Origin of the sequence: Acidovorax sp. LjRoot38, assembly GCF_964252975.1 — a bacterium.
Classification (GTDB): Bacteria; Pseudomonadota; Gammaproteobacteria; order Burkholderiales; family Burkholderiaceae_C; genus Acidovorax; species Acidovorax facilis.
On record NZ_CAXUPT020000023.1, the window covers coordinates 1 to 19,357 of the forward strand.

The 19,357-nt window shown below is 64.6% G+C and carries 18 protein-coding genes; 8 read left to right on the forward strand and 10 right to left on the reverse strand.

Annotation, left to right across the window (positions count from 1 at the left end):
• Positions 1 to 104: 104 nt before the first annotated feature.
• Positions 105 to 755 carry a DsbA family oxidoreductase gene (locus ACSQ22_RS24875; RefSeq protein WP_121421146.1) on the reverse strand — a complete coding sequence of 217 codons (651 nt, stop codon included), beginning with the start codon at positions 753 to 755 and terminating at the stop codon, positions 105 to 107.
• Between the two features lie 194 nt (positions 756 to 949).
• Here ACSQ22_RS24875 and ACSQ22_RS24880 point away from each other — a divergent pair, with 194 nt between their 5' ends.
• Entirely contained in the window at positions 950 to 2,698 is a 1,749-nt protein-coding gene (locus tag ACSQ22_RS24880) for a hypothetical protein (protein ID WP_436131831.1), read from the forward strand.
• Positions 2,699 to 2,776: 78 nt separating this feature from the next.
• Here ACSQ22_RS24880 and ACSQ22_RS24885 read toward each other — a convergent pair whose 3' ends face one another.
• The gene (locus ACSQ22_RS24885) at positions 2,777 to 4,300 is read right to left on the reverse strand and encodes an AMP-binding protein (RefSeq protein WP_436131832.1); all 1,524 of its coding nucleotides are present in this window, start codon (positions 4,298 to 4,300) and stop codon (positions 2,777 to 2,779) included.
• Positions 4,301 to 4,594: 294 nt separating this feature from the next.
• Here ACSQ22_RS24885 and ACSQ22_RS24890 point away from each other — a divergent pair, with 294 nt between their 5' ends.
• The 3 genes from ACSQ22_RS24890 to ACSQ22_RS24900 all read left to right on the forward strand — a co-directional run bounded on the left by ACSQ22_RS24890 (position 4,595) and on the right by ACSQ22_RS24900 (position 7,965).
• A complete protein-coding gene (locus ACSQ22_RS24890; RefSeq protein WP_436131833.1) occupies positions 4,595 to 5,572 on the forward strand; it encodes a YcjF family protein in 978 nt (325 codons plus the stop codon).
• Positions 5,573 to 5,771: 199 nt separating this feature from the next.
• Positions 5,772 to 7,079 (forward strand): SPOR domain-containing protein, encoded by a 1,308-nt coding sequence (locus ACSQ22_RS24895; RefSeq protein WP_436131834.1) that lies wholly within the window; start codon positions 5,772 to 5,774, stop codon positions 7,077 to 7,079.
• A gap of 133 nt (positions 7,080 to 7,212) precedes the next feature.
• The gene (locus tag ACSQ22_RS24900; RefSeq protein ID WP_436131835.1) at positions 7,213 to 7,965 is read left to right on the forward strand and encodes a GDSL-type esterase/lipase family protein; all 753 of its coding nucleotides are present in this window, start codon (positions 7,213 to 7,215) and stop codon (positions 7,963 to 7,965) included.
• A gap of 25 nt (positions 7,966 to 7,990) precedes the next feature.
• Here ACSQ22_RS24900 and ACSQ22_RS24905 read toward each other — a convergent pair whose 3' ends face one another.
• Positions 7,991 to 8,767: an alpha/beta fold hydrolase gene (locus ACSQ22_RS24905; protein ID WP_436131836.1), complete on the reverse strand. Its 777-nt coding sequence runs from the start codon at positions 8,765 to 8,767 to the stop codon at positions 7,991 to 7,993.
• A gap of 13 nt (positions 8,768 to 8,780) precedes the next feature.
• The gene (locus ACSQ22_RS24910) at positions 8,781 to 9,791 is read right to left on the reverse strand and encodes a M14 family zinc carboxypeptidase (protein WP_121421154.1); all 1,011 of its coding nucleotides are present in this window, start codon (positions 9,789 to 9,791) and stop codon (positions 8,781 to 8,783) included.
• Positions 9,792 to 9,972: 181 nt separating this feature from the next.
• Between ACSQ22_RS24910 and ACSQ22_RS24915 the strand changes: the two genes are divergently transcribed.
• The 3 genes from ACSQ22_RS24915 (at position 9,973) to ACSQ22_RS24925 (ending at position 10,967) form a co-directional block, all read left to right on the forward strand.
• Positions 9,973 to 10,104 (forward strand): hypothetical protein, encoded by a 132-nt coding sequence (locus ACSQ22_RS24915; RefSeq protein WP_255354175.1) that lies wholly within the window; start codon positions 9,973 to 9,975, stop codon positions 10,102 to 10,104.
• Positions 10,076 to 10,237 carry a hypothetical protein gene (locus tag ACSQ22_RS24920; protein ID WP_176887027.1) on the forward strand — a complete coding sequence of 54 codons (162 nt, stop codon included), beginning with the start codon at positions 10,076 to 10,078 and terminating at the stop codon, positions 10,235 to 10,237. The genes ACSQ22_RS24915 and ACSQ22_RS24920 overlap by 29 nt, the downstream gene beginning before the upstream one ends.
• A 256-nt stretch (positions 10,238 to 10,493) precedes the next feature.
• Positions 10,494 to 10,967, forward strand: coding sequence for an HU family DNA-binding protein (locus tag ACSQ22_RS24925; protein WP_121421155.1), 474 nt, complete (start codon positions 10,494 to 10,496; stop codon positions 10,965 to 10,967).
• Positions 10,968 to 11,106: 139 nt separating this feature from the next.
• Here ACSQ22_RS24925 and ACSQ22_RS24930 read toward each other — a convergent pair whose 3' ends face one another.
• From ACSQ22_RS24930 to ACSQ22_RS24945, 4 genes are all read right to left on the reverse strand, one after another.
• Complete coding sequence (locus ACSQ22_RS24930; protein WP_436131837.1) at positions 11,107 to 12,906, reverse strand: feruloyl-CoA synthase; 1,800 nt, start codon at positions 12,904 to 12,906, stop codon at positions 11,107 to 11,109.
• A gap of 271 nt (positions 12,907 to 13,177) precedes the next feature.
• Positions 13,178 to 14,119 carry a 3-hydroxyacyl-CoA dehydrogenase NAD-binding domain-containing protein gene (locus tag ACSQ22_RS24935; RefSeq protein WP_436131838.1) on the reverse strand — a complete coding sequence of 314 codons (942 nt, stop codon included), beginning with the start codon at positions 14,117 to 14,119 and terminating at the stop codon, positions 13,178 to 13,180.
• A gap of 11 nt (positions 14,120 to 14,130) precedes the next feature.
• Positions 14,131 to 15,123 carry a Bug family tripartite tricarboxylate transporter substrate binding protein gene (locus ACSQ22_RS24940; protein WP_436131839.1) on the reverse strand — a complete coding sequence of 331 codons (993 nt, stop codon included), beginning with the start codon at positions 15,121 to 15,123 and terminating at the stop codon, positions 14,131 to 14,133.
• A gap of 40 nt (positions 15,124 to 15,163) precedes the next feature.
• Positions 15,164 to 16,084 carry a 3-keto-5-aminohexanoate cleavage protein gene (locus tag ACSQ22_RS24945; protein WP_055393320.1) on the reverse strand — a complete coding sequence of 307 codons (921 nt, stop codon included), beginning with the start codon at positions 16,082 to 16,084 and terminating at the stop codon, positions 15,164 to 15,166.
• Between the two features lie 130 nt (positions 16,085 to 16,214).
• Here ACSQ22_RS24945 and ACSQ22_RS24950 point away from each other — a divergent pair, with 130 nt between their 5' ends.
• Positions 16,215 to 16,907 carry a Crp/Fnr family transcriptional regulator gene (locus tag ACSQ22_RS24950; protein WP_436131840.1) on the forward strand — a complete coding sequence of 231 codons (693 nt, stop codon included), beginning with the start codon at positions 16,215 to 16,217 and terminating at the stop codon, positions 16,905 to 16,907.
• Positions 16,908 to 16,954: 47 nt separating this feature from the next.
• Here the strand turns inward: ACSQ22_RS24950 and ACSQ22_RS24955 are convergent, their stop codons facing one another.
• Both ACSQ22_RS24955 and ACSQ22_RS24960 read right to left on the reverse strand, forming a co-directional pair.
• Positions 16,955 to 17,782 carry an alpha/beta fold hydrolase gene (locus tag ACSQ22_RS24955; RefSeq protein WP_436131841.1) on the reverse strand — a complete coding sequence of 276 codons (828 nt, stop codon included), beginning with the start codon at positions 17,780 to 17,782 and terminating at the stop codon, positions 16,955 to 16,957.
• The gene (locus tag ACSQ22_RS24960; protein ID WP_436131842.1) at positions 17,779 to 19,329 is read right to left on the reverse strand and encodes a benzoate-CoA ligase family protein; all 1,551 of its coding nucleotides are present in this window, start codon (positions 19,327 to 19,329) and stop codon (positions 17,779 to 17,781) included. Before ACSQ22_RS24960 ends, ACSQ22_RS24955 begins: the two co-directional genes overlap by 4 nt.
• Positions 19,330 to 19,357 lie beyond the last annotated feature (28 nt).

Below are 19,357 nucleotides of genomic sequence, written 5' to 3' on the forward strand. Positions count from 1 at the left end.
ACAGAAAACAGAAAGGGGCCATGGCCCCTTTCTGTTTTTTATATAAAACCAGCTCCTAGCGCTTATCCATCAAGCGCCAGCAGCTATCAAAACAATAGTATTCATCAAGCCTGGCTGGCAATCTGCCGCAGCGCCTGCTCAAACACCTCCACCGGCTGACCACCTTGAATCAGGTGGCGCTCGTTGATGATGATGGCGGGCACCGAGTGGATGCCATTTTGCAAATACAACTGCTCACGCTCGCGCACCTCTTCGGCAAAACGGTCAGACGCCAATAGTTCACGCGCCTCGTCCACATTCAGCCCGACCTCACCCGCCACGCGCACCAGCACTTCGTGGTTGCTCGGGTCTTGCCCATCGGTGAAATAGGCTTTGAACAGCGCATGCTTGAGCTGCGGCTGCAAGCCCTTCTCTTCGGCCCAGTGCAGCAGACGGTGCGCGTCAAAAGTGTTGTAAACGCGGCTGCGTTTGCCTTTACCAAAGGTGAACCCCAAGTCCGCGCCACGCGCGGCAATGGCCTCGCGGTTGCGTTCGAGCTGCTCGGGCGTGGAGCCATACTTTTCCTGCAGATGCTCGTTGATGTCCTGGCCCTCGGGGCCCATCTGTGGGTTCAGCTCGAAAGGCTGAAAGTGCATGTCAAGGGCCACTTCGCCCTTCAGGCGATCGGCCGCCTGCTCCAGCGCTTTGAGGCCGATGATGCACCAGGGGCAGGAGACATCGGAGACGAAATCGATCTTGAGGGTTTTGGTAGTCATGGCAAGCTCAAAAAATCAGAGCTGGATGGTAGACCAATGCATTGGCCTTCGCAGGAGGGCGCTTTTGTGCCCCTGAAGCGCCCGCTTCCTGCCCCAGTGTTCTCTAGTGTGGTGTTGCACGCTAGCGCAGAACGCCAGGCTTCAGTCCTCCTCGTTTCTGCCGATATCCGTCAGACAGCTATGAAATATCCTGAATGAGTGCGATCAGCCTCTCCCCTCTTTCCACAAGCTGGAGCCCGTCAGGAAATTCCACCCCAGCATCGGTGACGGCCTCTGCGCAGGCTTCTTCACGCGTACCGATAGCGAGCGCCGTATCGCCGGACGTGACCCGCAACAGCGTCACAAACTTCACTCCATCTGCCATCCCGGAAGCCGTGCCTTCGACGATGGGTGACACCCGGTTTCTGCACGTTACCCAGTGGCCCTCGGCGATGGAGTCGATCGACGTCACCTACGAAGCAATCGCCCCATCGCAGACCAGCAGCCGGCAAATGCAGGTATGGGAGCAGACACCAACGACCGCTGTGGATCAGATCATCGGCCGAAACGCGAGCGCCACGACGGAAAAGGCGCGGTTTGCCGGTTTGGGGTCCGCCCTGATAGAGCAGGCCGCCCGCACCGGCTCGAGCTACCGTCAGACTGTGGTGAACCTGGGTGCAGTGAGTTCGCCCGACAAAATTCAAGGCAAGGCTACTGGCGCTATGTGGGGCATTCAATCCAGCCCCAGCGCCAGTGCGACATTTGCCATCACCACTCAATCTGGCGCCACGGTGCGGATCTCCATAGCCGACCAGCGGGAGCAACGCGCCACAGGCTCTGGCATCGCTGTGCAGATCGAGGTGGATGGCAACCTTACGCAGCAGGAAAAGGACGCACTCCAATCTCTGGCAGAAGGTTTCGATCTTGCTATCGAGGGCTTGACGGCTGAATCCCCTGTGCTGCGGCTGGACGGTCTGCTGAAGTTCGATAGCAAGCTCTTCACCAAGCTGGAATTCAAGGTGGATATCTATGGGGTGGACCAGGATGGCGTCCGCATCCTGAAGCTCGGTGCCAACATCAGCGCAGACGCCAAAACCCGCGAGATTGAACTCAAGAGCCCTGAAGGCACCGTAAGAATGAAAACCGATTTGCGGCAGCCCGCGCTATGGGGCACCGCAGACCAGAAGGCCTACGCCGTGCGACAGTACCTCAGCCGCATCGACAAGGCAGCAGAGCGCGGGCATGCAGACAGCGGCTTGGTTGACCTGTTCAAGTCCAGCTTCGCCGCCCTGAACGGCAGCTATGAATCGGCAAACTCCCCTGGGAGGTCAGGCAGCGCCAGTATCAGCATTGGCGACCCGGTCGATCTGACGCGCGACGCTAACGCCTTCAGTGAAGGTGACAAGAGCCTGCTCACCGGCCTGGCGGACTTTGATGCATCGATTGCCGCAACCCGCCGTGCGTCCAATCCGCGCCGCACCAAAGAGGTTGACACCTTCGAATACACACTCAAACAGTCCACTCAGATCTCCGGCTCATCCCCCAGCAACCGCGGCTTCACCCAGACCCAGTCCGCCAAGCTTTCTGCTGCCTATCACCAATCGCTGCACTCAAGAGCAGCACCAAAGTTGACATCAGACTCTGCAACCCAGAACTATTCCTACGAAAAGGTGGAAGACAGCAGCAGCACGCAGGTAGAGCTAGGCTACGAGAAGGATGAGCCTGTGCGCGCACTGATCACGCAGGCCGCCTCGCAATCGCTGCACGTCCTCAAGGTGGAAAACAACAAGATCACCGAGAACACGGCAGAGCCAGCTCATGTGCAGTCAAAGCAGACAGATTTGCTGCCCTTGCTGAAGCAATTGAAACGGCAGCAGGATGCGAACCAGTTGACGGATGACGAGAAACAAAAGCAGCTGCAGGAATGGGGCGGAATGGTGCTGGGAAGCTTGGCCACGGATTAGCACCGCTGAATAATTTCGTTGACGCAGCGCCCGTGCGTTCTCTGCTGCGCAAACTGACAAAGACGCCGAACACCCGCGCTAACCCGTTCGATCCGCCGAGAGCATCTCTCGAAGTGCTGTCTTTGGCACTTTGCCATAGCTGTTCTTGGGCAAAGCCTGCACAAAGCGGTACAGCCGAGGGCGCTTGAAACGGGCTATATGGGCCAGGCACAGCGCGTCCAGTGCATCAGGGCTCACGCCCTCCTCCGCCACCACAAAGGCCACAGGCACCTCGCCCCATTCCGCATCGAGCTGCCCCACCACGGCCACCTCGCGCACCTGGGGGTGCAGCAGAAGCACCTCCTCCACCTCGCGCGGGTAGATGTTGGAGCCGCCAGAGATGATCACGTCCTTGGAGCGGTCCTTGAGGGTGAGGAAACCATCGGCATCCAGCGCGCCCATGTCGCCGGTGTAGAGCCAGCCATCGCGCAGCGTCTGCGCCGTGGCTTCGGGGTTGTTCCAGTAGCCGGGCATGACGGTGTCGCCGCGCACCACCACCTCCCCGGTCTCGCCTGTGGGCATCGGCTGGCCTGCAGCATCGACCACACGCACCTCCACCAGCGACTGCGCCACGCCGACCGATACCATGCGCTCGGCCCAGCGCGGGTGGTTGCGGTCGGCCAGCTGGGCGCGCGACAGGGCGGTGATCGTCATTGGGCTTTCGCCCTGGCCGTAGATCTGCACGAAGCGGTTGCCGATCACGGCCAGCGCGTTGCGCAGGTCGTCGGCATACATGGGACCGCCACCGTAGACGATGGTCTTGAAGCCGCTCACATCGGCACCCGTGGCGCGCACATGGTCCACCAGGCGGTGCACCATGGTGGGCGCAGCAAACAACGTGAGCTGGCCCACGCTGGCCGCAAGCTGCACCAGCTCCGCAGGCTCAAAGCCACCCGACAGCGGCACCACATGCCGCCCGCCGCGCAGCACCTGGGCGTAGTTGTAGAGGCCAGCGCCGTGCGACATGGGCGCGGCGTAGACCATGGCGTCGCCGGGCAGCACATCGTCTACGTCGGTGAAGTAGCAGGCCGTCATGGCCAGCAGATTGCGGTGGGTCTGCATCACCCCCTTCGGGCGGCCAGTGGTGCCGGAGGTGTAGAACAGTGAGGCGACATCCTCGGGTGCACGGTCGCAAACGTCCATGGGCGCGTGCGTGACGGCGGCGCGGTACGCTTCGGAGCCGAACACCAGCAGACCGGCATCCGCCGCCCCGGCCTCGCGCGCGGCCGGTGCCAACGCCTGCGATGCCAGCACCACACGCGCGCCGGAGTCGGCCAGCACGTAGGCCAGTTCTTTGGCATGCAGCTTGTAGTTGACCGGCAGCGACACGGCCCCGGCCCACACGATGGCGTGCAGGGCGTCCAGGTACTCGGGCGCATTGGCGGCGTAGATGGCCACTCGGTCACCGGGGGCCACGCCGCATTGCGTGTGCAGATAGGCGGCCAAGGCGGCAGCGCGTGCGCCCAGGTCGCCGTAGGACCACAGCACGTCACTCCCCTGGAGTACAGCGGGCTGGTGGGCATGCAGCAAAGCACTGCGGCGCAGCAGGTGGGCGATGTTCATAGTGTGCACTCCACAACAAGGGGATTTTTCAGGGTCAGCCGCCTCCACAGCCGTGGAGACCTGTTGGCACTGCAGGCACTGTAGGCACGCCGGGCGCTGGCGCACAGTCGCCAAAATACCCAAGGGATAACCCGGCCCGCCCCCGAAACACCCAGTTACCACGCGCGCCCAAATCCCCACAGGCTGTGGCGTTGAAACTCCGTTGCCTAGACTGCATCTGATCCCATGCGCGCGGCCAGCCCACCCAGGCGAGCGCACCACCGTTTTTACCCAACGCCTTGCAGGCAACACCCCATGAACCTGGACCAGCAAAAATCCATTCTCACCATCGCCCTCCTGGCCGCGTTTGCGGACGGCAACAAGGACGACGCCGAGCGCGAAGAGATCCGCCGCATTGCCCAGTCGCTCGCGGGCGACGCTGGCATGGCGGACCTTCCACGCATCTACCAGGACGTGCTGCTCCGGCGCACCAGCGTGCAGGCGGCGGTGCAGGCCCTAAGCGACCCCATGCACCGCCAGCTGGCCTACGAGATGGCCGTGTGTGTGTGCGACGTGGATGGCCGCCAGACGGCGGCAGAACGCGAGTTTCTGAGCGGCCTGAAGACGGCGCTGCAGCTGGGCGCACCGCAGACCGACGCGTTTGACCGGGAAGCCGATGCAATCGTGGATGTGGCGGAAAAGGCCGTGCCTTTATCCGTGCCTGTGTCCGCGCCTATCGCGTTCCCAGGGGCAGCCGCCGCAGCCCCCAGCAGTGCTTTGGATGCCGAGCTGGACAAATCCATCCTCAACTACGCGCTGCTCAACGGTGCGCTGGAGTTGCTGCCGCAGTCCTGGGCGTCAATGGCCATCATCCCCATGCAAGTGAAGATGGTGTACGGCATTGGCAAGGCCCATGGCGTAGAGCTGGACCAGGGCCACATCAAGGAGTTCATCGCCGCTGCGGGCGTGGGCATGACGTCCCAGTACCTAGAGCAGTTTGGCCGCAAGCTGCTGGGTGGCCTGCTGGGCAAGGCGGCGGGCCGGACCATCGGCGGGCTGGGCAGCGCCGCCACGGGCATGGCGTTTTCGTTTGCCACCACCTACGCGCTGGGACAGGTGGCCAAGCGCTACTACGCCGGGGGCCGGGTCATGAGCACGGCCATGCTGCGCGATACCTTCCAGAACCTGCTGGGCCCCGCCAAGCAGATGCAGTCGCAGTACCTGCCGCAGATCCAGCAAAAGGCCGCCACGCTGGACGCGGGGAAGATCATGGCGATGGTGCGCGGTGCCTGACACGCCACAGCCATTGCGGCAAACGCTATACTATTAATAGCTACTAGCGCTTAAAAGATAAGCGCTAGAGGCCATTTTTAATCAAAGTCCAGTGGCGAGGCCCGCGTGGGCCAAACGAAATCAGGCCAGAGCGTTGCGCCCGCGCTGACCCGCGCGCAAACCAGGTGGCGCAAACATCGGCCCATGACAGAATCGGCCCATGCTCGACCACACGGACCCTGTCGCCTCCATCATCCCGGCCATGTCGCTCGACTCACCGTCCGACAACGCCATGACGGCGCTGTCCCGGCTGGCGCTGGGGCCCGTGAACACGACCTACTACATGGCCGTTTTCGAGCGCTTTGACAACACGGGCCGCACCACCACCACCTGGAACTGGGCGGCCTGCCTTGCCACGCTCAACTGGATGCTGTTCCGGCAGTTGTGGACCCCCGCGCTGGTCTACTTGGCGGCGGCCGAAGGGCTGGCGCTCATCGTGTATGGCATCGGCCGGACCTTCCTGCAATGGCCGCCGGGCGTGGAACTGGGCGTGCTGGGCGCCTTTGCAATGCTGGCCTTTGCGGTGCCGGGCCTGTATGGCAACGCCATCCTGTATGCCGACATCCGCAAACGGGTGGCCCGCGCGCTGGCGGCCTCACGCACGCTGCCTGAGGCCTGTGTGCTGCTGGAGAAGCAGGCCAGCTCACGCAAGCGGCTGCAGGCACTGGTGCTGGCCAACCTGGTGCTGGTGGCCGCAGTCGCGCTGGCTTATCTGGTATGGGCCCCTTCAGACACCAAGCCGCTGGCCCTGGAGCCCGCCGTAACGGTGGCGCAAGCCACGGCGGCAGCAGCATCCCGGCCCAGCGCAGCGGCTTCTGCACCAGCCGCTGCCATTGCGGCGGCGCCTTCACCAGCACCAGCACCCGTACCTGTTCCGGTTCCTGCACAAGAGCCCCCTACCCCCGCCCTTCCCGCCACCACCGCCTCGGCCCCTGACCCGGCGAAACCGGCAGCGGCCCCGGCAACCCCAGCGCCAAAGGCCGCAGCAACAGCTAGCACGCCAGCGCGATCCTCTGAGGCCAACCGCCCCGCTCCGGCTACGCTCTCTGCAGCCTCCACGGTGTCCAAAACGCCCTCTTCAGCGCCCGCCACGGCAGCCCCCAAGCCCTCTGCAAAGACGACGCCCCCCGCCGAGCCCGCCAGCCGCGCGGCCTCTGCAGCCAAGGCCAAAACGCCCAAAGCCTCCGCTTCGGCCGCTGCGCCAGCATCCTCAGCCCCTCTCCCCACCGTGGGCACGGCGGCGGGCTACTACATCAACGTGGGCCTGTTTGCCGACGAGGCCAACGCCCGCAAGGCCCAGGCTCGCTTGCTCAACGAAGGGCTACCCGCCTTTCGCCAGGAGCTGAACAACGCCAAGGGCCGCCGCATCCGCGTGCGCGTGGGGCCCTATGAAAGCCGGGCGAAGGCAGAGGCTGCGGCCGCGTCGATCCGGGCGATGGCGCTGGAAGCTGTGGTTTTCAAGCAGTAGCCGACTGTAGCGGCGCGCCCGTCCTACGCGCCCGTCCTACGCGCCCGTCCTACTCGCTCCGTTGCCCGCCACCGACGCATCCGGCCCCTGCCCGCCGGTAGGCTGCAGCAAGGTCCTACTCTTGCTCCAGCCCATGAAACACGCCGTCCGTACCCGCCCCGCATCCTCGCGCCGCATGGTGACCCTGGTGGCCATTGCCACAGGCGCACTCTTGCTCACCGCCTGCGCGCCCTGGCGCATGTGGACCGCCGCAGACCTGGCCCGCGAGGCCCAGCCCTACACTGCGCAACCGGGTCAACCCGTGCGGCGGGTTCTGGTGGTGGGCGACAGCACGGCCGTGGGCACAGGGGCCAATGCCCCGCTCGACAGTCTGCCCGGGCGCATTGGCCAGGACCACCCGAAGTGGCACATCGACAACCTGGCCGCCAACGGTGCACGCTACGCCGACGTGGCCGCCCAGCTGGATCGGGCGTCTGCGGGCTACGACCTGGTGCTGGTGCTCGCGGGTGGCAACGACGTGATCCGGTTGACAGCGCTGGATACCCTGCGCCCCCAGATCGAGCAGGTGGTAACCCTTGCACAACAAAAGGGCCAGCACGTGGTGCTGATGCCGTGTGGGAACGTGGGGCATGCGCCGTTTTTCATCCCCCCGGTTTCGTGGGTGATGTCGCACCGCTCTGAGGACCTGCACGCCATCGTCAAAGACGTCGCAGCCACGCGCCAGGCGCGCTATGTGCGCCTGCTCAAGCCACGCCATGAAGACCCGTTCGTGGCCCGTAGCAAGGCACTGAACGCCGCCGACGGCCTGCACCCCAGCAGCGCTGGCTACGAGGAGTGGTACCGCGAACTGGTGGCCCAGGGCGGGCTTGCCGGTCTGGGGGAGTGAACGCCAGCGCGGGGTTTGCGCCACCTCACGGCGAGCCCTCCATCCAGGACCGCACCTGCCCAATAACCCACTGCGCGTCATCCAGCGGCAGGTCATGTCCGGCCGACGGATGCATGCGCAGCGGCACCCCCCACGCCCGTGCAATGGCCTGCGAACACTGGCAAGACACCAGCCTATCGTTCTGGCTGGCCAACAGCAGGATGCGGGGGCTGTCTGAGACCGGCACCAGGGGCGTTGCAACAGGCGCCGTGTAGCGCGCTGCAGCCACCAACTGGCGCAGGGCGTTGGATGCCGACACCGGTCGCTGCCTGCGCAGGGCCACCCAATCGTCTACCACCGCCCCCCTGGCGTGGGCAAGGTTGCTGGTCATTCGCAGCACGGTCTGTTCAATGGTGAGCGGGCTGCTCCAAGGCGTGGCGCAGCGCAGCACCTGCAGATAACTGGCTGGACGCAGCCGTTGGTAGAAGGGGCTGAAGGGCCGCAGGCTGGTGTTGATCAACACACAGCCCACCAGCTCCTCCGGCGCCACCCGCGCCCACTCGGTCGCCACCATGGCGCCCAGCGACATGGCCAGCACCCGAAAAGGTGGCCGCACACCTTGCGCGGCCAGCTGGGCACGGCAGGCGTCCACCATGCCCCGCACCGTGGCGGGCGACACGGCCCGGTGCAGCAGGCCATTGCCCGGCAGGTCTTGCACCACAACGTGGGCACCCGGCAGGGCGTGCCTGAACGCTTCGGCAAACGCCCCCCAGTGCGCGGCCTCGCGCGTGAGGCCTCTGAGCAGAATCCATGGATGGTGCATGGGGAACACCTCTTCAGTACCACGCGGCCAGGGCATCCGCCCTGCGCTGCGCCCGCGCTTCGGGAGCTGGCACCCAGCGCTCGTGGCTACAGGCCGCGCGGGCCAGAAAATCGAGCAGTGACAGATGGCGCCGCAGCACCCGCTGCTGGCGGTGGTTGATGAGCGGGTTGAAGATGCCGTTGCGCGAAAACAGCTGGCGCGGGTTCTTCTTGATCCACAGCCACGACCCCATCTCCAGCGTGAGCGGCAGGAAGGTGTGTGTGGGCGCCTCGCGGCAGGCCTGCAGGTACAGGTGGTCCCACAGGTCGCCGTGCGCCAGGTACTGGGCGCTTTGCGGCTCGATGACGTACTGGTGGTGGCTGTGGGCCTGCAGAAAGATCTCCTGCAGCGCATGCAACTCGGCCAGGTGCGCAATAGGCTTGCGCGTGTGGGCAAACGGAAACCACAGGCGGTCACGCACGCCAAACCCCGAATGGCAGTCGATGGCCATGCTGAACGGCCGCGCCAGCAACTCCTGGGCCACCACCTCGCACAGCGCCTGGCTTTCGGCCTCCATGGCATCGCCCGCGCGCCCCCGGTACCAAGGCAGCCCCGCGCTGATGCGTTGCCCGCCGATCCAGGGCGGCACGCGATCCGTGGCATCGACCGGGGCATTGCGCATGAGGTCCACCCCGCGCGGGTTGGCGCGCGTGGCGGCCCACATGCCACCCGGGTTGACCACCGGCATGAAAACCAGGCGCATCTGCTCCAGCTGGCGGTGCAGCGTGGTGTCCCACTGCAGCCGCATGACCACGTTCTGCAAGTAGGCGATGACCACCTCGGCGCCGATGCGCTCCAGCCCATGCACGCCTCCGAAAAAGCCGATGGCAGGCACGTCCAGCGACGGGTTGCCCACGCCGATGGCATGGATCGGAAAGCTGTGGCCCGACGCCAGCTGCACCTGCCGAACCACCTGCACCTGCAGATGGGGTGCCCCCAGCTCGATGATTTTTTCGAGCGCCAGCAACTCGGGCAGCGTGTTCATGGTGGATGGCGATGGCGGCGTGGGGCTGTGCAGCAAGGCGATAGGCAGCAAGCATAGCCCCGGCCCGCACGCGCCAACAGCGCCATGACGCCTCTGTGTGAATTCGGCGAAACGACTCGGAACTGTCACACAAGCGCGTTAACTTGCCCGCAGACACAACCCTTCGAAGAGGCACACGATCATGCTCTGGAGATTGCTCGGACTGCAGCGGCTGCTGGATGAACTCTTCGATGCCCCGGGCTGGCCCAGCTTCGATTTGCCCAGCCCCGACGGATGGACCCACTATGAAGACGCAGCCGCAGCGCAGGACTGAGGTGCACCGCATCGCCCTGCTGTGCGGCACCCTCGGTTGTGCGCTGGCCTGGGGTCTGGTGGAGTTGCTGGCGCTGCAGCGCCAGCGCTACCACCAGTGGCGCCAACGCCACGAGACCCCTGCGCACCGCTGACGCAGCAGCAAGACGGACACATGCGTGCATGCATGTATGCGAGCGCGTGATCGCACGCAGCACACACGGCCTTCAGCAGACGCCAACTGCGCACGGCCCCTCACTCGTAGCGTCTTTCTACAGCTCTTCTCAGAAGCCTCTAATGCTGGCGGGTCTTCGTTTTTGCACGGTATGCCGCAGTCGCACCTAAAATTGCGCACCTTCCCTTCATTGGGGGGAGGCATATTGCAACTCTGAACAAAGAAGAATCACCATCATGGCAACTGCAAAAAAGACTCCAGCGCCCGCGAAGAAGGCCGTCAAGGCGGCAGCACCTGCTGCTGCAAAGAAGGCGGCACCTGCCGCCAAGAAGGCTGCAGCCCCCGCAGCGAAGAAGGCCGCCGCACCAGTGGCCAAGCCTGTTGCTGCAGGCATCAAGCCGATCAAGACTGCCTTCAACAAGACCACGCTGATCGCCCACCTGGCCGAGCAGGCTGGTGTGGAACCCAAGGCCACCAAGGCCGTGCTGGCCGCACTCGAAGCCACCATCCTGGGTTCGGTGCACAAGAAGGGCTCCGGCGAATTCACGCTGCCCGGCCTCATGAAAATCGGCCTGCAGCAAATCCCCGCCAAGAAGAAACGCTTCGGCAAAGACCCCTTCACCGGTGAAGAGCGCTGGTTCCCCGCCAAGCCTGCAGCCGTGAAGATCAAGACCCGCGCGCTGAAGAAGCTCAAGGACGCCACGGTCTGATCTCAGCCGTTGCGAAGGGCATGACGGGGTGATGCCCCATCATTCCTTCCCGCAAAATAAGGACCCGTTGCCCAAGGCAGCGGGTCCTTTTTTACGGGTGGATTCGAAAAGCCGCAGAAGGCGCTGCCACGGCACCCCGTCAGATTGAGATCACGTTGGGGGCAGCAGGGCCGGCATGCAGCAGCTCGACCTGTGCAGCACGGCGCGAGAGCACAGCGCCCTGGTTGATATAGCCCTTGTCGGTGATTTCTCCTGCATCGGGGTCGGGCGGCGTCGCCATCACCAGTGCACGCGCAGGGCACTGCGATGAACCCGCGCCAGCAGTGCGGCGGGCCTGCATGACACCACGCAGGGCGTCGTCCAGCCGCGCGCGGTCCGCTGCACCGGCGACAGAGGGAAACACCAGCATGCCCACTTCGTCCCGGTTGTGGCCCGTAAGCACGATGTCCTGCACCAGGGGGGCCAACTCGGACACCAGTTCCACCCGCAGCGTGCCCACCGACACCCAGCTCCCACTGGAGAGCTTGAAATCCTCGGCCACCCGGCCGTTGAAGACCACGCCACACTCCGGCCGCACAGGGTCCACCAGGTATCCCGCGTCACCGATGCGGTAGAAGCCATCGCTGTCAAATGCGGCGGCCGTCTCGGAGGGTGCATTGCGGTAGCCCGGAAACACCGATACACCCTTGACCCGCATTTCGAGCTTGCTGCCGTTGGGCACCAGCTTGAGTTCAAGCCCGGGCAACGGCGCACCGATACAGCCAGCGCCGTCCATGCGCCAGTGGGCGCTGGTCACTGCGGGCGATGTCTCCGTGGATCCCCAGGACGTGGTCAGCCACAGCGGCGACGCGGGCCGCACGCGTGCTGCCACGGCCTCCAGCCGCTGCCAGGTGGAAGGGGCCAGCGCTGCCGCGGCATAGAACGCCAGGCGCATGCGCGAGAGGATTTCAGCGGCCAGCGCGGCGTCTGCCTCCAGAAACGGCAACAGCATGTCGAAACCACGCGGAACATTGAAGAGCATCGTCGGCTTCACATCGCGCAGGTTGCGCACCGTCTTCTCGATAAGCCCTGGCACGGGCCGCCCTTCATCGATGTAGAGCGCGCCCCCATGGCACAGCACCATGTTGAGGTTGTGGTTGCCGCCAAAGGTGTGGCTCCACGGCAGCCAGTCCACCAGCACAGGCTTTTCGTGGGCCAGGAACCGCCAGGTCTGGGCCATCATCTGCTGGTTGGCGCACAGCATGCGGTGGGTGTTGATGACCACCTTGGGATGGCCCGTGGAGCCCGACGTCAACAGGTACTTGGCAGGGTCGTCGGGCTGGATGGCCTCAAACGCCTGCGACACGGCCGGGCTTTCTAGGCCCGCCAGCAGTTGAGCAAAAGGCAAGGCGCCAGGCACGGCCTCGGCATGGCGACTGAAGACCTTGACGGTATCGGACGCGTACCCCGCCAGGGCGGGCGCGTAGACCGAGGCGTCCGATGCATAAACCAGCGAAGGCTCCAGCACCGCAAGCATGCTGTGCAGGCGGCCCGGGTCACGGGATCGTGCATAGGCGCTCGACAAGGAACAGGGCGCGATGCCCACATGCATCGCCGCCAGCATGAGCACCGCGTGGTCTACCGCGTTGTCGGAAAGAATGGCGATAGGGCGGCCCGCCGGCAGCTTCAGGTCCAGCAATGACTGCGCAACGGCGCCCACAGCCTGGCGCAATTCGCCATAGGTCAGAGTGCACCAGTGCTCGGCCGTCTCGTCACGCTCCGCCAAGGCCAGCGCGTGGGGTGTCTCGCGCGCCCACTGCTCCACCCATTCACCGATGCAGCGCGCATACGCGCCCAGCGCCACGGGGGAACGCAATACGAACGAGCCGTCGTCCTGATGGACCAACACCGTGGCGGGCGGTGCGATTTGGTTTTCATCGCCAAGAAATTCGGGGTGCATGGTGTGGGTGGTCTCTCGTGTTCTTGGGGCAGCAACAAAAATGGGCAACACAGCGCTAACCAGCGGCGCGGCGGTGCGCAGCACCACTGCTGGAAGCGCTTGGTTGAACCCGTCGAATAAACCCATGCGGCAGGACCGCACGGTGCAATAGCGGATTCAGACCGGCGAACAAAACTCAGCGAAGCGGTTCTGGCCGGGCGCTGCGTCGCAGGCAGTACGGGTAGTACGGCAAGACGCGGCAACAACGCCAGCAGGGTTCTGTTGGCCGCTCTCAGTCCAGGACGCGGGCATCTTGCTTGGCACGCAGAAGGTCTACCAGCAAGGCGTCGCGTGCAGCCACCAGCTCCGCACTGGTTCTCCCTCCAAGCGCCTGCGTAACGCCGTCAGCGACACGGCTTTGCAGCGCTGGCGTCATCTGCGGAGCCCCCAGGTCCTGCCACCAGTCTTCGATGGGGCCGCCTAGGTGCGCGAGCAAATGGGCGATTCCACCTTCGCCGCCGGAGAGGTGCAAGTTCATGAAAGGCCCCATCAGCGCCCAGCGCAGCCCCGGGCCATGGGCAATGGCGGTGTCGATGTCGCTCACACTGGCAACCCCCTCGTGGACCAGATGAAACGCCTCCCGCCACAGCGCCGCCTGCAGGCGGTTGGCAATGTGCCCCTTGATTTCGCGCCGAACATGGATGGGGCGCTTACCGATGGCGGTGTAGAAATCCATCGCGGTAGTGATCGCCTGGGCCGATGTCTTTTCGCCTCCTCCCACCTCCACCAGCGGGATCATGTGCGGGGGGTTGAACGGATGGCCCAGCACCACGCGCTCCGGGTGTTTGCACTGGGCCTGCATGGCCGTAACAGAGAGCCCTGAAGAGCTGGAAGCCAGGATGGCATGCGACGGGGCGGCTTCGTCTATGCGGCGCAGCAGATCCACCTTGAAGTCCAGCCGCTCCGGCCCGTTTTCCTGCACGAAGTCCGCCTGCCCCACGGCGTCCTCCAGCCGAGCATGAAAGCGCAGCCTTGCCGTGCTGGCGCCCGGCGCAAGCCCTTGCCGTTGGAGCACCGGCCAGTGCTGTGCCACGGCATCGTGCAGGCGCTGCTCGGCCCCCGGGGAAGGATCTGTGGCATCCACGTCCAGCCCCCAAGCGAGAAAGTACGCAGCCCAGCTTGCACCAATGACGCCAGTGGCGACCACCGCCACCCGGTTCACGGAAGCATCCATGTCCGTGCCCTTCAGGACTCGGCCGTGAAGCCGATCTTCTTGACCAGAGGCCCCCATCGATCTGCCTCCGCCTGTTGCGATGCGGCCATCTCTGCGGCGGTGGAGCCCTTGGCAATCAGGCCCACCACAGCCAGGCTGTCGATCACCGACTTTTCCTTGATCGCCATGTTGATGGCAGCGTTGGCGGCTGCAACCACGCTGGCCGCTGTCTTGGCGGGTGCGTAGAAGCCAAACCACTCCTCGGTCGTCAGCTCGGGGAAGCCCTGCTCCGCAAAGGTGGGCACCTCGGGCGAAAACGGCGAACGCGCCTGGCCAGAGGTGGCGATCAACCGCAGCTTGCCCGCCTTGTGGTTGGGAATGAAGTCGCCGCTGGGCGTCACCATGGAGGCAATCTGCCCACCCACCACATCGGTCACACCGGGAATGGAGCCCCGGTAGGGCACATGCTTGAGGTCCACACCGTTGTTCAGCCCCAGCAGCGCACCGATGAAATGGGGGGTAGAGCCCGCCGCTGGCGAGCCGTAGTTGGCCTGCCCCGGGTTCGCCTTGGCCCAGGCCAGGAAGTCCTTCACGTTCTTCACCGAGGCTGGCACCAGCGGCCCCACGGCCAGCCCATGGTGCATAACGGCGGCGATGGACACCGGCACGAAGTCTTTCGTGGGGTCGTAACTGAGTTTGCTGTAGATGTGCGGATAGATGGACGTGCAGGAAAACGGCGACAGCGTGAGCACGCTGCCATCGGTGGGGGCGCCCTTGAGCGCCTCCAGCGCAATGCGCCCGCCGGCACCGGGCTTGTTCTCCACCACGGCGACATTGCGGGTATACGACGAACCCGCCAGCTTCTCACCCACCCTGCGCGCCACGCTGTCACCCGCGCTGCCCGCCGGGAAGCCGTAGAAAATCTTCACCTGCTCCAGCGTCTGGGCCATCGCGCTCCAGGGAGTCAGTGCCCCCAGCGCGGTTGCATAGCCCAGGTGATTCATGAATTGGCGGCGTGTCTGCATCATCTGTCTCCTCTTTCTTGGTGGGTGAAATCGCAACAACTCAATCGATCGCAAAGGCGGGGCGAACGCCGCCTGCGCGGGGCAGACCCATGAGGGCGCGGGCCTCTGCCGGCGAAGCGGGCTCCATGTCCAGCTCCCGAATGATGCGCACGATGCGCTCCGTCAGCTGCACATTGGTGGCCAGTTCGCCCTGGCGGAAATACAGGTTGTCCTCCAGCCCCACGCGGGCATGCCCACCCAGCAGCAGCGCCGCCACATTGGCTTCGAGCTGCGAGGGGCCGATGCCACTCACGCAAAAGATGCTGTTGCGCGGCAGGGTGTCCACCATCATCTGCAGGTAGCGCGGCGAATACGGCATGGCGTTCTGGAAGCTGCGGTGCACGTTCATCACGAGGTTGATGAAATGCGGGCCCTCGTCGTGCCCCTCATCGATCAAGGTGGTGGCATCCTGCAGGATGTGTGTGGGGCTGAACACCTCCCACTCGGGCTTGATGCCGCGTGCCTTCATGCCCAGTGCCAGTTCGCGCCCCTTGCTGAGCGGGGTGTCCATGAGGATCTCGCGGCCGTCAAAGCTCAGATTGAGCGTGGTGGCATCCAGGGTGCACATCTCGGCCCCCGCATCCATGCCCTTGATGCGCTCTTCCCAGGCGATCTCCCAGCGGTCACCGGACAGCGGCCGCACCATGTCGCCATGCACACCACCGCCGGTAGAGTTGTTGATGACGATGTCGCAGCCTTTGGCCCGGATGCGGGTGTTGATGTCGCGGTAGATATCTGCGTTGCAAGTGGCGCCGTCATCCGGGCGCCGCGCATGGATGGCCACCACGCTGGCCCCTGCGTTCCAGCACCGCTGGACATCGTCGGCAATTTCACCGGGCTGGGTGGGCAGGTGCGGGTTCTGCGACTTGTGGGCCATGCCACCGGTGGGAGCGATGGTGACGATGACTTTGCGCTTTGTCATGACATGGACTGGTGGAAAATGGTAATGCACCCATTATTTTTTTTAGCGTCTGCATACTCAGTCATCGCGATGACATTTGGACTCAGGGTATACGAGGACGCCTTTCTCCTTCACTCTGGAGCCTCACACCATGCTGGTCAAACTGGCGCCGCCGACGGTCGCCGATCTCCTGAAAAACTCAGCCTGGTTTCCCTTGCTGGACGAGAGCGCGCGGCGACGCGTCCTGGACGACCTGCGTGAAGTCGAAGTGGCCCAAGGCAGCGCCCTGTGCCGGCGCGGCGACGTTCCCCTGCACTGGTATGGTGCCGTTGAAGGACTGCTCAAGTGGACGGTGACCTCGGACAACGGGCGCTCGGTGACCCTCGGCGGTCTTTCTGCAGGCAGCTGGTTTGGTGAAGGAACCCTGCTGCGTGGCGTGCCGCGTACGGCGGACATCATTGCGCTGCGCCCCAGCCGGGTTGCGCTTTTACCCGTGGACACCTTTGAATGGCTGCACGCCACCCAGCGCAGTTTTGACCACTTTCTGCTGCGCCAGATCAACGAGCGCATGCACTGGTTTCTGGGCAATTTCACGGCCCACCACCTGCTGGACACGGACAGCCAGGTGGCGCGAGCGCTGGCAGGCCTTTTCCACCCCTGGCTGCACCCTGGCAGCGACCCTCACCTGCAGGTATCGCAGGAGGAAATCGCCAATCTGTCCGGTGTCTCGCGCCAGCGCTGCAACGCAGCACTCAAGCGCCTGGAGGCCGAGGGTGTGCTGCAGATCGAGTACGGCGGTATCACTGTGGTGAACCTGGAAGAACTGCGCCGCAGAGTGGAGTAAGGGCCGGCGCGGCGTTCGATGGGCGCAGGTGCAGGCCTATCGGGTGTTCACGGATTTCGGCCTGCTGCCATCACGAACGTCAAGGTCGCAGCGATCACATCGTCGGAACGATCGCGGTGGGGTGAATGCGCGCAATCGGACAGTTCCAGCAGCTGCGTTCCGGGCACACGGGCGGCAATGCCGTGGATCTGGGCCAGCGTGCCGTACTCGTCATTGAGCCCCTGCACGGCCAGTACGGGCACACACACGGTGCCCAGCTCTTTTTCGATGTTCCACGCGCGAAATGTCGGGTCGAGCCAGATGCGGTTCCAGCCCCAGAAAGCGGAGTCCGGGTCGTCGTGGTAACGGCCCAGCTTCCGGGGCAGGTCGGTGGTCTCGTAGGCATCCCGCGCCTGCTCGATGTTCTGGATGGTCACATCCTCCACAAAGAGGTGGGGCGCCAACACCACCAGACCGCTGACCCGCTGCGGGAACATCGATGCATGCAGCAAGGCAATGGATGCGCCATCACTGTGGCCAAAAAACCAAGGCGGCTCGTTAACGCCCACAGCCTCCAAAAAAGCAGGCAATACCTCCCGCGCCTGCCGGTGCATGAAGTCCACACCCCAGGCTTCGTCGGGCGCTCGTGGTGTGGAGCGCCCATACCCCGGCCGCGAGAACACCAGACCCCGAAAGCCTCCCGCCTCGCAAAGCTGCTGCGGGAAGTCCTTCCACATCGCCACCGAACCCAGCCCTTCGTGCAAGAACACCACCAAAGGTGCGGAACGGCGCTCGGGCGCGATCCACTGGTATTCCACCTGCACCGGCCGACCGCGCCAGTCGATCGTGACGAATTCGCAGGCACTGCTGGTACCGCCGCTGATGCCCCCGTTCACGCCCGGGACTCCAGCTCGCGCAGCCTGAAACGCTGGATCTTGCCCGTGGCGGTCTTGGGCAGCTCCGGTACGAACTCGATGAAACGCGGATACTTGTAGGGCGCGAGTTTCTCCTTCACGAAGGCTTTGAGCTCGTCCTGCGTCGCGGCCTTGCCATCCTTGAGCACCACAAACGCCTTCGTCTTGGTAAGGCCGTCTGCGTCCTGCTTGCCGATCACGGCGGCCTCCAGCACTGCGGTGTGCTGCATCAGCGTGGCCTCCACCTCGAACGGCGAGACGTAGATGCCGCTGACCTTGAGCATGTCGTCGCTGCGGCCTGCGTAGGTGTAATAGCCGTCCGCGTCGCGCACATACTTGTCTCCGCTTTTGGTCCACCCGCCCTGGAAGGTGTCGCGCGTCTTCTCGCGGTTGTTCCAGTACATCAAAGCAGCGCTGGGGCCTCGGATGTAGAGGTCGCCCACCTCGCCGTCGGGCACGCTCTGGCCGTCCTCGCCAAGTAGTTGCACCTCGTAGCCCGGCACGGGCTTGCCGGTGGTGCCATAACGGATGTCGCCCGGGCGGTTGGACAAAAAGATGTGCAGCATCTCGGTGGAGCCAATGCCATCGATGATGTCGCAGCCAAAGTGCGCCTTGAAGCGCTGCGCAATCTCTGCGGGCAGCGCCTCGCCTGCCGAGGAGCACATGCGCAACGCCACCGCCGCACGCGCTGGCAACCGGGGTGATGCGAGCATGCCCGCGAAGCCTGTAGGCGCGCCAAAAAACACCGTGGGCTGGTGGTCCACCCAGCGCTTGAAGGTGGCATCGGGCGTGGGCCGCTCGGCCATCAGCACCACAGTGGCGCCCACGGACAGCGGGAAGGTGAGCGCATTGCCCAGGCCGTAGGCGAAGTACAGCTTTGCGGCTGAGAAACAGACGTCCTGCTGGGTGAGGCCGAGCACCGGCTTGCCATACAACTCGGCCGTCCACCACAGGTTGCCGTGGGTGTGCACCGTGCCCTTGGGCTTGCCCGTAGAGCCCGACGAATAAAGCCAGAAGCCCGGGTCGTCCGCGCCGGTGGGCGCTGGTGCGGCCACCGGAGACGCACTGTTCAAGGCCGCCTCCAGATCGCGGGCGCCCGCATGCAGCTTGCCCACCGGCAGCGATACCAGCAGCGTGCCCACTTCATGAGGACCGCGCGCCATGGCCTCGGACAATACAGGCAGCAAGGCCCCCGATACCAGAGCAGCCTGCGCCCGGCTGTGCGCCAACATGTAGGCATAGTCGTCTGCGGTCAGCAGGGTGTTGACCGCCACCGGCACCACCCCTGCATACAGGCAGCCCAGAAAGCACACGGGCCAGTCGCTGGTGTCGTGCATCAGCAGCAGCACCCGCTCTTCGCGCCGCACCCCCGCCTCAGCCAGCACGCTGGCCAGCCGCCGGGCGCGGTCTTCCAGATCGCCATAGCTCAGGCGCCCCCGGTCGTCGATGTAGGCCGTGCGCTCGGTATGCGCCCGGTTCAGGTCGAACAGATGTTCGGCGAAATTGAATCGCTCTGGCAGGCTGGTCATGGGGATGTCTCCGTATTGTTCTGGGCAA